This window comes from Flavobacterium sp. (assembly GCF_044361065.1).
Taxonomy (GTDB): Bacteria; Bacteroidota; Bacteroidia; order Flavobacteriales; family Flavobacteriaceae; genus Flavobacterium.
Window position 1 is genome coordinate 1 of sequence record NZ_JBIKJI010000038.1, and the last position, 14,754, is coordinate 14,754.

The window sequence follows — 14,754 nt, forward strand, 5'->3', positions numbered from 1 at the left end:
CATAACAATAAAATCGATGCGAGAAAAACCTTGCATTCCAAGTGCTTCGTATATTTTTGCTGCAGATTGTTCTACTAATTCTGAAACTTCTGATGACAATCGGGCAGGGGTGATTTCTTCTGATTTACCTAAATATTTGGCTTCATAATCGAAAAAATCATTTCCTGAAACAATTTCTGTAATCCCTAAAACTCTTGTATTTCCGTTTAATTTCATCACACCAACCGAAATTTCAACGCCTTTTAATTGTGATTCAATTAAAATGTCTTTATCTTCTGCAAAGGCAAATGCTAATGCTTTGTCTAATTCTGACAGTTCTTTTACCATTGAAACCCCTAAACTACTTCCAGATTGATTAGGTTTTACAAAAAATGGAAATCCTAATGTTTTAGCAATTTTTTCACCATCAATTTCTTGTCTTTTAGTAACATAAACTGAATTTGCTTTTGGAATATCAAATTTCCCTAAAACGGATAATGTATCGCGTTTGCTGAAAGTAAGTGCACTTTGGTAAAATCCGCAACCCGTGTAAGGTAAATCAATCAATTCCCAATAGGATTGTAAATGACCGTCTTCGCCTGGAGTACCGTGAATGGTGTTTACAGCCACATCAAATTTTACAGAATTTCCATTGTGTTCAAATGAAAAATCGGCTCTATTTATAGGTAATTTTTGGTCGCCCATTTTTACATACCAACCTTCATTTAAGATGTGAACTTCAAAAACTTGATATTTATCTTTGTTTAAATGGGTTAAAATAAGCTGTCCGCTTCGTAAAGAAATTACAGATTCGTCTGAATATCCGCCCATTACAACTGCTATCTTCATAAAAAAATAATTGTTTCTGTTTTATACAAAAATATCATAAAATGTTTTACTTTTCTTATATTTGCGAAAATATATTTCAATGAGTTTAAGAAAGTTTTTAACGAGTTCCACATTTTTCAAAAATTTATTTTTTGCATTAGTGATTGTCATCCTATTTTTAGTAGTGTTTGTGAAGTTTTTAGATTTCAGTACCAATCACGGCGAAGAAATAAAGGTTCCAGATTTATCTAAAATGAAATTAGAAATTGCCGAAGAAAAATTGGATGAGGAAGGTTTAGAAGTTTTTTTATTAGATACGGTTGAATTTAAACCAGAATTTCCTCCTTATACTATCGTAGAACAAGATCCGATAGCGGGTTCAAAAGTAAAAGACGGCCGTAAAATATACGTAAAGCTAAATGCTGGCGGTTATGCTATGGTTACTTTTCCAGATTTAAAAAACAAAACATTTCGTCAGGCTACAAATGCTTTAAGAGCATTAGGATTAGTAGAAGGCGAATTAAAATATGTTCCAGATTTAGCAAAAGATATTGTTCTTGAAGTTTCATATAATGGAAGAACTGTAAAAGCGGGTGATAAATTAATGAAAAATTCTAAAATCGATTTTGTCTTAGGAGACGGGAAAGATATGTTTAAAGATGAAGATTTAGATTCAATCCCAAATAATGAACAAATTAACGATAGTATAGAATAATGCAAGAATTTATAGATGAGAATGAAACGGCTGATGAAGATTTATTTGAACATCATCGGTTTGAAATAGCGAAAGGACAACAACCCTTACGTATAGATAAATTTTTGATAAACAGCATTGAAAATACTACAAGAAGTAAAATACAGAAAGCAGCTGATGCGGGAACTATTTTCGTAAACGATTGTGCTGTAAAATCCAATTATAAAGTAAAACCAGACGATGTAGTTCGAGTAATGCTCGAACACCCACCTTATGAACACTTATTAAAAGGTGAAAACATTCCAATTGATATTGTTTACGAAGATGATCAAGTTATTGTTGTAAACAAACCTGCAGGAATGGTCGTGCATCCGGGACACGGAAATTATTCGGGAACTTTAGTAAATGCATTGGCGTATCATTTTGATAATTTGCCAATGAATAGCAGCGAAAGACCTGGATTGGTTCATCGAATTGACAAAGATACTTCAGGACTTTTAGTCGTTGCCAAAACAGAAGAAGCTATGTTGCATTTGACCAAACAATTTGCTGCAAAAACTTCAGAGCGTGAATATTATGCGATAGTTTGGGGAAATATTGAAGAAGACGAAGGAACTATTGAAGGAAATATCGACCGTCATCCTATAAATAGAATGCAAATGCACGTTTATCCTGAAGGAGAGCAAGGTAAGCCTGCAATAACTCATTTTAAAGTTATAGAGCGATTTGGATATGTTACTGTCGTTTCTTGTCAATTAGAAACAGGTAGAACGCATCAAATTCGTGTGCATATGAAATATATTGGTCACACGCTTTTTAATGATGAACGTTATGGTGGTGATAAAATTTTGAAAGGCACTACGTTTACAAAATACAAACAATTTATAGATAACTGTTTTAAAACATTGCCAAGACAAGCGCTTCACGCACGAACTTTAGGTTTTGAACATCCTACCTCTGGTGAATTTTTACGATTTACAAGTGAAATTCCTGAAGAAATTACGTCGTGCATTGAAAAATGGCGTGTGTATAGTAAAGCTGTACAAATTGAAGAAGAAGATTAATATTAAATACAAATCATAAAAAAAGCAATTATTTCTAATTGCTTTTTTTTATGATTTAATGAAATAATTATACTTTAACTGTCCAACCAAACGTGTCGTCTGCTAATTTGTATTGTATATTATTTAATTTTTCTTTTAAACTTAAAGCGAATGAATTTTCTAATTTAGGTAATTCAAAATATTCTTCTTTATAACAGAAACCAACAATTGGATTAATAACTGCAGCAGTTCCAGCACCGAAAATTTCTTTCAACGTACCATTTTTTGCAGCAGCAACTAATTCTTCTACTAAAACAGGACGTACTTCTGTATTTATATTATCTCTTTTTGCAATATCTAAAACAGATTTTCTGGTTACACCATCTAAAATTCGTTCCGAAGTAGGAGCAGTTAATAACGTATCTCCAATTCTGAAGAATACATTCATCGTTCCTGCTTCTTCTAATTTTGTATGTGTGGCGTCATCAGTCCAAATAATTTGTTGATAGCCTAAATCATTTGCTAATTTTGTTGGATAAAATTGTGCTGAATAATTTCCAGCCGCTTTTGCCGCACCAATTCCACCATTTGCCGCACGACTATAATGTTCTGCAATAATCACTTTAACTTCGCCAGAATAATAAGATTTAGCTGGCGATAAAATAATCATAAAACGATATTGTGTAGACGGTTGCGCAATTACACCGCTACCAATTGCTATCATAAACGGTCTAATATATAATGAATTCCCATTTCCAAACTTTACCCAATCTCTGTCTAAATTCAATAACGATTTTAATCCGTCAATAAAAATTTCTTCAGGAACTTCGGGCATTGCCATACGAACAGCACTTTTATTAAATCGCGTATGATTTTCATCTGGGCGAAACATCCATACATCGTTTTTAGCATCTTTATAGGCTTTCATTCCTTCAAAAATAGCTTGTCCGTAATGAAACACTTTGGCAGAAGGGTCAATTGTAAATGGTTCGTATGCTTTAATTATTGGTTGTTCCCAAGCTCCATTTTTAAAATCACAAATTAACATATGATCTGTAAACGTATTTCCAAAGGTTAGGTTTTCAAAATCTACTTCATTAATTTTTGAAGTAGTGTTTTTTATGATTTTAATCTCGTTTGTAATGCTACTCATTATATGTCTTATGTGTAAGTTCCCCAAATTTTTTACAAATTTATTAAATTAAATATTGTTGAAGATTCATTTTTTGAATAATTATTAACAAAGTTTCGTATTAATGATTAATTTTGTTTTTTTATTTCACTAAACAATTCATAAATTATGAAGAAATTACTTATTCTATTATCTGTATTTATAATAGCTATTTCCTGCAATAAAAAGGAAACTAAAATAGCAGCTAAACCTGTATTTGCATCTTTTGGAGCTAAAATTACAGAAGAAAGTGCCCTTACTAAAGAAGTAGTATTAGAAAAATACAAAACCTTAAAGCCAGGTGATACTATTGAAGTAAAAGTAGCTTCAAAAATTAATGAAATTTGTCAAAACAAAGGGTGTTGGATGACTTTAGATTTAGGAAATGAAGAAACAGCATTTGTTAAGTTTAAAGATTATGGTTTTTTTGTACCTATGAATGCTCAAAAAAGAGAAACTATTATTGAAGGTAAAGCGTTTGTTGAAGAAACTTCTGTTGCAGAATTAAAGCATTATGCAGAAGACGAAGGAAAAACTCCAGAAGAAATCGCAAAAATTATAGCACCAAAAACGGAATACAAATTTTTAGCTCACGGCGTTTTAATATCTAAGTAATGAAATATTTCGTACTAATTTTATCTGTTTTATTTATAAGTTGTAATCAGAATAAAACGGAAGTAGAAAATTCAACTTGTGAAAAACCAAAAGCCGATTTTGAAATGTATGAAGCATCTGAAATGGCGACTTTAATGGAGCAAATGTATGTGCATAACAAACAACTACGTGAAAAAATAATAAAAAAAGATTCATTAGGAGAAATGCCTAAATATTTCTTGAATATTTCTGAAGCTACAATGACTAAAGGAAAAGATAGAGACGATTTTTTTAATACTAAATCTGGATTTTTCTTAAAAACACAATCTGAAATTTACGATTCTAAAAATACTAAGGAAAGTTTTAATACAATGTTAGATGCTTGTATCAGTTGCCACGAAGTGAAATGTGGCGGACCTATAGCAAGAATAAAAACATTATATATAAAGTAAATACAAATCAAAATATAAAACCAGAAATGAATTCTGGTTTTTTTATTTTTATTCCGATTGACAAAAGTTATAAATTCCTTAAAATTTAATTTTTTTAATTCACGAGTGTAACTTTTTTGTAATTTTATAGAAATAAAAAAATTATGAAAAATATATTTATTATTTTATTGGCATTTAGTTTTGTTTCGTGTAACAGTCAAAATAAAAATGCAGAACAAGTAAAGTCGACTTCAAAAAAAGATACTATGGATTTTAAAATTGTAAAAACAGATGCAGAATGGAAAGCTCAACTTTCCCCAGAAGCCTATGCTGTTTTAAGAGAAAAAGGAACCGAACGTCCTTACACCGGTGAATACGACAAACATTTTGAAAAAGGGATGTATGTGTGTGCTGCTTGTGAAAATCCGTTATTTACATCAGATACTAAATTCGATTCACATTGTGGATGGCCTTCTTTTGATGAAGCAATTAAAGGTGCAACCATATATCATAAAGATACCTCGTATGGTATGATTCGTACGGAAGTAATGTGTGCAAAATGTGGAGGCCATTTAGGTCATGTTTTTGATGACGGACCTCAAGAAACAACTGGTCAGCGTTATTGTACTAATTCGGTTTCAATAAAGTTTTTACCCGCTAAATAGTTCTTTCCATAGCAATTTAAAAACAAATAAAACTAAATTTTCTCTTTCTAATATATAATTTTATCTTCGCATCTGCGTTATTATAGAATAACAGAAACATGCTAAGAAAACTTTTGCCAATATTTATTGTCTTTGTTTCGCCTATTTATGCACAAGTAGGAGGACAGTCGGTATATCAGTTTTTAAATTTAGTTCAATCTCCAAGACAAGCTGCATTAGGTGGGAAAACCGTAACAATTGTTGATTATGATGTAAACCAAGCCATTTTTAATCCTGCAACTATAAATCCAAAAATGCACAATCAATTGGCTACCAGTTATAGTAATTATTTTGGTGAAGTTACCTATGGTACAGCAAACTATGCTTTTACATGGGACAGACACGTTCAAACTTTTCATATTGGTGCAAATTATGTAAACTACGGAAATTTTGATGGGTATGACGAAGTAGGAAATACTACAAACAGTTTTACAGGATCAGAAGGCGCTTTATCTTTTGGATATTCTTATAATCTACCATGGACGAATTTTTACGCAGGAACTAATGTTAAATTAATTACATCAGCATTAGAATCTTATAATTCATTTGGTGTAGCGACAGATATTGGATTTTTATATATTGATGATCAAAATGACATCAATTACGGATTATCATTCAGAAATATTGGTTATCAAATTACGCCATATGAAACTACGAGAGAAAAACTGCCTTTTGAAATTACAGCAGGAATTTCACAGTTAGTTGAAAATGTACCTATTAGATGGCACCTAACTTTTGAAAATTTGCAACAATGGAATATTGCTTTTGCAAATCCGAATAGAGCAAAAAGTAGTTTAGATGGTTCTTCCGAAGGCGAAAAAGTCTCGTTTTTCAATAATGCGCTTCGACACGTAATACTAGGAGCGGAGTTGTTTCCAGAAAAAGCGTTTAATATTCGTTTAGGATATAATTTTAGAAGAGGACAAGAATTGAATATTATAGATCAAAGAAATTTTTCTGGAATTTCAGCAGGTTTTAGTTTGCGATTTAATAAAGTGCGATTTGATTTTTCACATTCACGTTATACAGTTGCGGCAAATTCGAGTATCTTTGGTTTGATGATTAATTTAGATTAATTAGTAATGGGTTTTTTGTTAATGGTGACTGAGGCTCTCGAAGTCACCATTGAAATCGTATTAGATGAGTTTGAAAGTTTAAATATAACAGGTGACTTCTAAAGTTTAATTTAAACTGGTAACTTCGAGAACCTCACAGCAAAAGTTGACTTCGAGAACCTCAGTCACCAGAAGGAATAGAGATTAGAAATTAATTTAGATGATTTTGTCATTGTGACAAAAAAATATAAAATATGAAAAAAATTACCATAGCAATAGACGGATTTTCGTCGACAGGAAAAAGTACATTAGCCAAACAAATTGCTAAAGAACTTGGCTATATTTATGTAGATACTGGTGCAATGTATCGTGCGGTAACGTATTTTGCTATGCAGCATAATTTTGTTAATGAAACGCATTTAGATGCTGAAGGATTAATCAAAAATTTATCCAATGTTTCATTACAATTTCATTTTAATGAAACATTAGGATTTGCTGAAATGTTTTTAAATAATGAAAACATTGAACAAGCCATTCGTACTATTGAAGTCTCACGTTTAGTAAGTAAAATTGCTGAAATATCTGAAGTTCGAGCTAAATTAGTGGAACAGCAACAACAAATGGGACAAAATAAAGGTATCGTTATGGACGGTCGTGATATAGGAACCGTTGTTTTTCCTAATGCCGATTTGAAATTATTTATGACTGCAAGTTCACAAACCAAAGCCCAACGTCGTTTCGATGAATTACTTGAAAAAGGACAACAGGTTACTTTTGAAGAAGTGCTTCAAAACGTACAAGAACGTGATTATATTGATACGCACAGAGAAGATTCACCATTAGTAAAAGCTGAAGATGCCATTGAAATAGACAATTCAGACTTGACTAAAAAAGAGCAATTTGAATTGGTTATGGAATTGGTGAATGAGAAGTTAGAAGAGTCAAGCAATTAAAATAATTTTTGTAACTAAATTTTAAAATTAAGGAATCATGAAAAAAATCGTTCAAAGATGTCTCGTTGTTTTGTTTTTTATCCAAATGAGTTACGCTCAAAGTGTTCAATTTGGTATAAAAGCTGGTGCGAATTATGCAAATGTTACGGGTTCAAAAATAAATACAAATGCTATTATAAATTATCATGCGGGCATTGTAGCGAAAATAGGGCTAATAAAAGGTTTATCATTTCAACCGGAATTACTTTATACCACTCAAGGAGCTTCGTACGAGACAGCTCTTGCTGATTATAAAAATGAGTTGGGATATATAGTTGTACCTGCCATGCTACAAATTCATCTTTCTAAAAGCATAACACTAGATATGGGTCCACAAGTGGGTTTCTTATTAAATGAAAAAAATAATTTTGATGTTCAAAAATCCAACACATTTGATGCTTCAGCAAATGCAGGTTTAGGATTGAAAATTACGAATTCTATTTTTGCTCAAGCTAGATATTGTGTAGGCTTAACAAAATTACAACCCAATTCAGAGATTAAAAATAAAGTTGTGCAACTTTCTTTAGGAATATTGTTTTAATTATTGTCACTTTTTCCTGCAAATTATTTGTAATTATCAAAAAAATAGTATCTTTGCACACCTTTTGGCGGAGTAGAGTTTTCAATTGGTAATCAAATATTTATGTAAATCACTGTTGTTGTTTTAACCTGCACAATAAAACTCAAAACAAACACAACATACAAATTAAACACGCATGTCTGAATTAAACAAAGACCAAGAGTCGTTTTTAGCAGATTTCAACTGGCATAATTATGCTGAAGGAATTGACCCTATCGACGCAAGTAACCTTCAAGAATTTGAAGATTTAGTATCAAAAACATTCATCTCAACTTCTGATGAAGAAGTAGTAGAAGGAGTAGTTGTAAGAATCACTGACAGAGATGTTATTGTTGATATCAACGCTAAATCTGAAGGAGTTATCTCTTTAAACGAATTCCGTTACAATCCATCATTAAAAGTAGGTGACAAAGTAGAAGTGTTAATTGATATCCGTGAGGATAAAACAGGTCAATTAGTATTGTCTCACAAAAAAGCAAGAACAATCAAAGCATGGGATAGAGTTATTTCTGCTAACGAAACTGGAGAAATTGTTAACGGTTTTGTTAAATGTAGAACTAAAGGTGGAATGATTGTTGATGTATTTGGTATTGAAGCTTTCTTACCAGGTTCTCAAATTGATGTGAAACCAATCCGTGATTACGATCAATACGTAAACAAAACTATGGAATTTAAAGTTGTGAAAATTAATCACGAATTTAAAAACGTAGTAGTTTCTCATAAAGCGCTTATCGAAGCAGATATCGAAGTTCAGAAAAAAGAAATCATCGGTCAATTAGAAAAAGGACAAGTATTAGAAGGTGTGGTTAAAAACATTACTTCTTATGGTGTGTTCATTGACTTAGGTGGTGTAGATGGATTAATCCATATTACAGACTTATCTTGGTCTCGTATCAATCATCCAAGTGAAGTATTAGAATTAGATCAAAAATTAAATGTTGTAATTTTAGATTTCGATGACGAGAAAACAAGAATTCAATTAGGTTTAAAACAATTAAACGCTCATCCATGGGATGCTTTATCAGCTGAATTAAATGTTGGTGATAAAGTAAAAGGTAAAGTAGTTGTTTTAGCTGATTACGGTGCTTTCATTGAAGTTGCTGAAGGAGTTGAAGGATTAATTCACGTTTCTGAAATGTCTTGGTCTACACATTTACGTTCTGCTCAAGATTTCGTTAAAGTTGGTGATACTGTAGATGCAGTTATCTTAACTTTAGATAGAGATGATAGAAAAATGTCATTAGGTATTAAACAAATGACACAAGATCCATGGACAGGAATTACTGAAAAATATCCAGTAGGTTCTAAACATACAGGAATTGTAAGAAACTTTACTAACTTCGGAATTTTCGTAGAATTAGAAGAAGGAATTGATGGTTTAGTTTATATTTCTGATTTATCTTGGACTAAAAAAATCAAACATCCATCAGAATTTGTTAACGTTGGTGACAAATTAGATGTTGTAGTTTTAGAATTAGATGTTGAAGCTCGTAAATTATCTTTAGGTCACAAACAAACTTTAGATAATCCTTGGGACAAACACGAAGCTGCTTATGCAGTAGGTACAGTTCACACTGGTACTGTTTCTGAAATTGTTGATAAAGGTGCTACTGTAGAATTTTCTGAAGACGTTCAAGGATTTGTTCCAACACGTCATTTAGAAAAAGAAGATGGTAAAAAATTGAAAAAAGGTGATTCAATTGAATTTAAAGTTATCGAATTTAACAAAGAATTCAAAAGAATTGTTGCTTCACATACTGCTACTTTCAGAGAAGAAGAAGAGAAAAACTTCAAATCTGCTTCAAACGAATCAAGCAATAATAATGTAGCTTCATCTTCAAACAATGCTGAAAAATCTACTTTAGGAGATATCGATGCATTAATGGAATTAAAAGCAAAAATGGAAAAATCAGAAAAAAAATAATTTTCTAATTTTATACAAAAACAATCCCAATCAGAAACGGTTGGGATTTTTTTATTAATACAATCAAACGTTATGTTTAAAGATATCGACTTCAAAAGAGCGCTGCAAGAATTACCAGAAAAGGAGAAAGACAAACTTATTTTAAGATTGTTACGACGCGATATGGATTTGGCAGAAAAATTATATTTTGAATTAGTGGACACCGATTCTATCGAAGACAAACGTAGGATAATGGAAATAAATATTTCTAAACAAATTCATCGTTTTTCTGAAAATTTTCATTCATTAGATTATATCGCAATTGAAATGCGTAACATTAGTGGAAAAATTTCGCATCACGTGAAAATTACAAAAGATAAGTTTGGAGAAATTAGTTTGAATTTACAAATGCTAAATGAAGTTATAGAGCAAAATACCTTCTCATTAACACATTCTAAACCACAAAAGTCAACTAAGTTTTATAATTATGTAATTGTTCGAGCTTTTAAAATTTTACTTTTAATTCAGGCACTTCACGAAGATTTTCTTTTGGATTTTAAAGAAGATTTGAATAGGTTAGGAGTCAATATTTCTAAGAACAAGATGCTTTTAAAAACGGCAAACTATAACAGTTTAGATATCAACTGGATTTTAGAGGCAGAAATACCAGAAAATATTCTTCAAATTCATAAAGAAATTAAAGCGGCAGGTTTTTTAAAGTAAATAATTACGCAAAGATTCGCAAAGAAAGAATAGAGATTCACAAAAAAAATCCTTTTAAGTTTTTAAATTAAAAGGATTTACATATTCAATTATAATTATTTTATCTTAAAACCGCTTCAAATTTTGTTTCGAAATTGCTTTGTAGTTTATTCATAATTTTATCAATCTGAACATCTGTTAGTGTGTTTGAAGTGTCTTGTAAAACAAAACTTAAGGCATACGATTTTTTTCCTTCTGGTAGGTTTTTCCCTTCGTAAACATCAAATAAGTTGATATTTTTTAATAACGATTTTTCCGTTTGTTTTGCCACTACATATAACTCTTCAAAAGTTACAGATTGATTTACTAATAGCGCTAAATCTCTTCTTACTTCTGGGAATTTTGGAATATCAACTAATTTTATTTTATTTGAAACATATTTTTGAATGGCATCCCAATTTACATCTCCAAAAAACACATCTTGTTTGATGTCGAATTGTTTTAAAACCGATTTTTTTATGGTTCCGAATTCGACAATCACTTCATTTCCAATAGCAAATCCCATTCCTTCAGCAAAAACATCTTGTGATACTGGAACTGTTTTTACTTTCGTATCGATGTTTAATTTAGATAAAACAGCTGTAATATACCCTTTGAATAAAAAGAAATCTGTAGGTTTTTGAGCTAAATTCCAACTTTCAGATGAAGCGTTACCTGACATAGTTATTGTTAGATGCTTTTTTTCTGAATATTTTCCATCTATACTATGATATGTTTTTCCGAATTCAAATAATTTTAAATCTGAATTTCTTCTATTAATATTATAAGAAACCGCTTCTAAAGCTGAAAACAACAACGATTGACGCATTACAGATAAATCATTACTTAATGGATTTAACATAGTAACCGTTTCCTCTGAAAGTACTTGTTCAGAATAGGAGATATAACTCGAAGTTGTTAATGAATTGGCCATCATTTCATTAAATCCTAATGCACATAATTGGTTGGCAATAATGTTTTGCACTTTAAATTCTTCTGTTCTTGAAGAATTTGAAACCGATGCGTTAATTTTATTAGGAATTTTAATGTTGTTATAACCGTAAACTCTTAAAATTTCTTCAATAACATCCACTTCTCTTTGCACATCTACTCTGTACGGAGGAATATTTAAACCTAAACCAGCATCTGAAATACTATTTATTTTAATATCTAATGAAGCTAAAATATTTTTAATCGTTTCTTTTTTAAGTTCTTCTCCAATTAATTTATTTACTTTTTCAAAAGATAGAAAAACATTAAAATCTTCTATCTTTTTTGGATAAATGTCAATTAAATCTGAAGTGATTTCTCCACCTGCAACTTCTTGGATTAACAAAGCAGCACGTTTTAACGAATAGTCTATTATTTGTGGATCAATTCCTCTTTCAAATCGGAATGATGCATCTGTTGATAAAGTATGACGTTTTGCCGTTTTTCTAATAGAAACGGGATTAAAATAAGCACTTTCTAAGAAAATATTAGTAGTATTTTCCGTTACTCCAGAATTGGCACCACCAAAAACACCTGCCATACAAATAGGTCCAGATTCATCGCAAATCATTAAATCTTCCTCGTGTAAAGCACGTTCTATACCATCTAAAGTTGTAAATTTTGTTCCGGCTGCAACCGTTTTTACAATAATTTTATTACCACTAATTTTATTGGCATCAAAAGCGTGTAAAGGTTGTCCTAATTCGTGTAATACGTAATTTGTAACGTCAACAATATTATTTTTTGGAGTTAGTCCAATAGCTTTTAATCGGTTTTGTAACCAACTTGGTGAAGGTTTTACGGTAATTCCAGAAATAGTTACACCAGCATATCGAGGCGCTAATTTAGCATCTTCAACTTTTACATCTATTTTTAAGGTTCTTTTATCAACTTTAAATTTACTTACAGAAGGTGTAATGAATTCAGTAGTTACATTTGATTGTAATAAACCTGCTTTTAAATCACGAGCAACTCCCATATGGCTCATAGCATCTGCACGATTTGGAGTTAAACCAATTTCAAAAACTTCATCTACTTCTATATTAAAAACTTTACTTGCTGGAGTTCCTGGTATTAAATCATCAGCTAAAACCATAATTCCGTCATGACTAGTACCTAAACCAATTTCGTCTTCGGCACAAATCATTCCGTGGCTTTCTTGCCCTCTAATTTTACCTTTTTTAATTTCAAAAGCGTTTCCTTCTCTATCATATAATTTTGTTCCAATAGTAGCTACAGGGACTTTTTGTCCAGCAGCAACATTACTGGCTCCACAAACTATTTGTACTGGTGGATTTCCGTCACCTAAATCTACGGTTGTAATTTTTAACTTATCTGCATCAGGATGTTTTTCACAAGTTAAAACATGCCCAACTACAATACCTTTCAGTCCGCCGGTAACACTTTCAAATGCTTCAACAACTTCAACTTCTAAACCTAAATCGGTAAGTAAAGCGGCTGTTTCATCTGATTTCCAGTCTATTTTAATAAATTGTTTTAGCCAATTATAAGAAATACGCATTTTTCGAAATTTAAATAAGACCACAAAGATAAGTATTTGATTAGAATTTAAAAGCAATTTTTATACTTCCTGTAGAATTAATTCATAAATATTTTTCCATAAAATCGATTTTGAAACATATTGTTTTTGTAATTTTGTATTTCGTTTTATAAAAATCAAAATGGAAAAAGGTCATCATGGCTTGCACAAACTTTCTGCAGCCGGTTTACTAGTTACGCTAGGTATTATTTATGGAGATATTGGAACTTCTCCTTTGTATGTTCTTAATGCAATTATTGGAAAAAATCCTATAGATTCAGATATCATAAAAGGAGCTATTTCATGTATTTTTTGGACATTAACACTTCAGACCACAATAAAATATGTAATTCTTACGCTTCGAGCGGATAATAATGGAGAAGGTGGTATTTTTTCGTTATATGCTTTAATTAGAAAAGCTAAAATTAAATGGTTGTTGTTTCCTGCCATAATTGGAGGTTGTACATTATTAGCGGATGGTATAATTACACCGCCCATTTCTGTTTCATCAGCTATTGAAGGTGTAAAAACAATGTATCCAAGTTTTGAGGAAAAATATATAATGTACATTGTAATTATAATTCTAACGTTATTATTTGCTATTCAACAATTTGGGACTAAATTTATCGGGAAGTTTTTTGGCCCTGTAATGTTTGTTTGGTTTGCTATGCTTGGTGGATTAGGATTAATACAAACGATTAATAATGTTGATATTCTTTCTGCTTTAAACCCTTATTATGCTTATAAACTTCTTTCTGTTCATGGTGGTTATTTATATTTAGGCGCTGTATTTTTATGTACAACAGGAGCAGAGGCCTTGTATTCAGATTTGGGACATTGTGGAAAAGAAAATATTAGAATTAGTTGGATTTTTGTAAAAGCAACTTTAATTTTAAATTATTTAGGTCAAGGTGCTTGGTTAATTCAGCATGACGGTCAAACTTTAGCACAAGCTGGAATTACAAACCCTTTTTACGGAGTGATGCCGCAGTGGTTTTTACCTTTCGGAATTGCCATAGCTACTTTAGCAGCAATTGTAGCATCACAAGCATTGATTAGTGGTTCATTTACTTTAATAAATGAAGCCATTCGTTTGAATTTTTGGCCAAAAGTTAAAATTAAATATCCAACAGAATTACGAGGACAATTATATATTCCGTCTTTAAATTGGTTACTATGGGCAGGTTGTATATTTATTGTGCTTTACTTTGAAAAAGCAGCTGCAATGGAAGCTGCGTATGGTTTAGCAATTGTATTAACGATGTTAATGACAACTACATTGCTGAATTTTTATATGATAATAAAAAGATATAACAGAACCTTTATTTGGGTAATTGTAATTACTTATTTGATTATAGAATTGGCCTTCTTATATGCTTGTATGCATAAATTTGGAGAAGGTGGATACATAACTTTAATTATTGCTTTTGTATTATTTGCAGTAATGACATGTTGGTATTTTGCAAGAAAAATTAGAAACAGATTTGTAGAATTTGTGAAATTAGATAA

14 protein-coding genes are annotated in these 14,754 nt (G+C 31.0%); 11 read left to right on the forward strand and 3 right to left on the reverse strand.

Features of this window, described 5'->3' with window-relative positions; all coding sequences use genetic code 11:
- The coding region (locus tag ACIQ11_RS03940) for a D-alanine--D-alanine ligase (RefSeq protein WP_396152995.1) at positions 1-828 on the reverse strand (828 nt) is incomplete at its 3' end.
- A gap of 79 nt (positions 829-907) precedes the next feature.
- Between ACIQ11_RS03940 and ACIQ11_RS03945 the strand changes: the two genes are divergently transcribed.
- Together ACIQ11_RS03945 and ACIQ11_RS03950 are read left to right on the forward strand one after the other, a co-directional pair.
- Positions 908-1,522, forward strand: coding sequence for a PASTA domain-containing protein (locus ACIQ11_RS03945; protein WP_396152997.1), 615 nt, complete (start codon positions 908-910; stop codon positions 1,520-1,522).
- Positions 1,522-2,565, forward strand: a complete 1,044-nt coding sequence (locus ACIQ11_RS03950) for an RluA family pseudouridine synthase (RefSeq protein ID WP_396152999.1) — start codon at positions 1,522-1,524, stop codon at positions 2,563-2,565. Before ACIQ11_RS03945 ends, ACIQ11_RS03950 begins: the two co-directional genes overlap by 1 nt.
- 67 nt (positions 2,566-2,632) lie before the next feature.
- Here the strand turns inward: ACIQ11_RS03950 and ACIQ11_RS03955 are convergent, their stop codons facing one another.
- On the reverse strand, positions 2,633-3,697 hold the full coding sequence (locus tag ACIQ11_RS03955) for a branched-chain amino acid aminotransferase (RefSeq protein ID WP_396153001.1): 1,065 nt from the start codon (positions 3,695-3,697) through the stop codon (positions 2,633-2,635).
- Between the two features lie 147 nt (positions 3,698-3,844).
- Here ACIQ11_RS03955 and ACIQ11_RS03960 point away from each other — a divergent pair, with 147 nt between their 5' ends.
- The 8 genes from ACIQ11_RS03960 to ACIQ11_RS03995 all read left to right on the forward strand — a co-directional run bounded on the left by ACIQ11_RS03960 (position 3,845) and on the right by ACIQ11_RS03995 (position 10,697).
- Entirely contained in the window at positions 3,845-4,330 is a 486-nt protein-coding gene (locus ACIQ11_RS03960; RefSeq protein ID WP_396153004.1) for a DUF4920 domain-containing protein, read from the forward strand.
- A complete protein-coding gene (locus ACIQ11_RS03965; RefSeq protein ID WP_396153006.1) occupies positions 4,330-4,761 on the forward strand; it encodes a hypothetical protein in 432 nt (143 codons plus the stop codon). Before ACIQ11_RS03960 ends, ACIQ11_RS03965 begins: the two co-directional genes overlap by 1 nt.
- Before the next feature lie 143 nt (positions 4,762-4,904).
- Positions 4,905-5,405, forward strand: a complete 501-nt coding sequence (gene msrB / locus ACIQ11_RS03970) for a peptide-methionine (R)-S-oxide reductase MsrB (protein WP_396153008.1) — start codon at positions 4,905-4,907, stop codon at positions 5,403-5,405.
- Positions 5,406-5,503: 98 nt separating this feature from the next.
- Entirely contained in the window at positions 5,504-6,520 is a 1,017-nt protein-coding gene (gene porQ / locus ACIQ11_RS03975) for a type IX secretion system protein PorQ (protein WP_396153010.1), read from the forward strand.
- Positions 6,521-6,753: 233 nt separating this feature from the next.
- Positions 6,754-7,452 carry a (d)CMP kinase gene (cmk, locus tag ACIQ11_RS03980; RefSeq protein ID WP_396153012.1) on the forward strand — a complete coding sequence of 233 codons (699 nt, stop codon included), beginning with the start codon at positions 6,754-6,756 and terminating at the stop codon, positions 7,450-7,452.
- A 37-nt stretch (positions 7,453-7,489) separates the two neighbouring features.
- Positions 7,490-8,032, forward strand: coding sequence for a porin family protein (locus ACIQ11_RS03985; protein ID WP_396153015.1), 543 nt, complete (start codon positions 7,490-7,492; stop codon positions 8,030-8,032).
- 175 nt (positions 8,033-8,207) lie between these two features.
- Positions 8,208-9,995 (forward strand): 30S ribosomal protein S1, encoded by a 1,788-nt coding sequence (gene rpsA / locus ACIQ11_RS03990; protein ID WP_396153017.1) that lies wholly within the window; start codon positions 8,208-8,210, stop codon positions 9,993-9,995.
- 72 nt (positions 9,996-10,067) lie between these two features.
- Positions 10,068-10,697 carry a hypothetical protein gene (locus tag ACIQ11_RS03995; RefSeq protein WP_396153019.1) on the forward strand — a complete coding sequence of 210 codons (630 nt, stop codon included), beginning with the start codon at positions 10,068-10,070 and terminating at the stop codon, positions 10,695-10,697.
- A gap of 100 nt (positions 10,698-10,797) precedes the next feature.
- On the opposite strand, the gene pheT is transcribed toward ACIQ11_RS03995, so the two are convergent.
- Positions 10,798-13,227, reverse strand: coding sequence for a phenylalanine--tRNA ligase subunit beta (gene pheT / locus ACIQ11_RS04000; protein ID WP_396153021.1), 2,430 nt, complete (start codon positions 13,225-13,227; stop codon positions 10,798-10,800).
- Positions 13,228-13,387: 160 nt separating this feature from the next.
- Here pheT and ACIQ11_RS04005 point away from each other — a divergent pair.
- Positions 13,388-14,754: KUP/HAK/KT family potassium transporter (locus ACIQ11_RS04005; protein ID WP_396153023.1), on the forward strand; the 1,367-nt coding region annotated here is incomplete at its 3' end.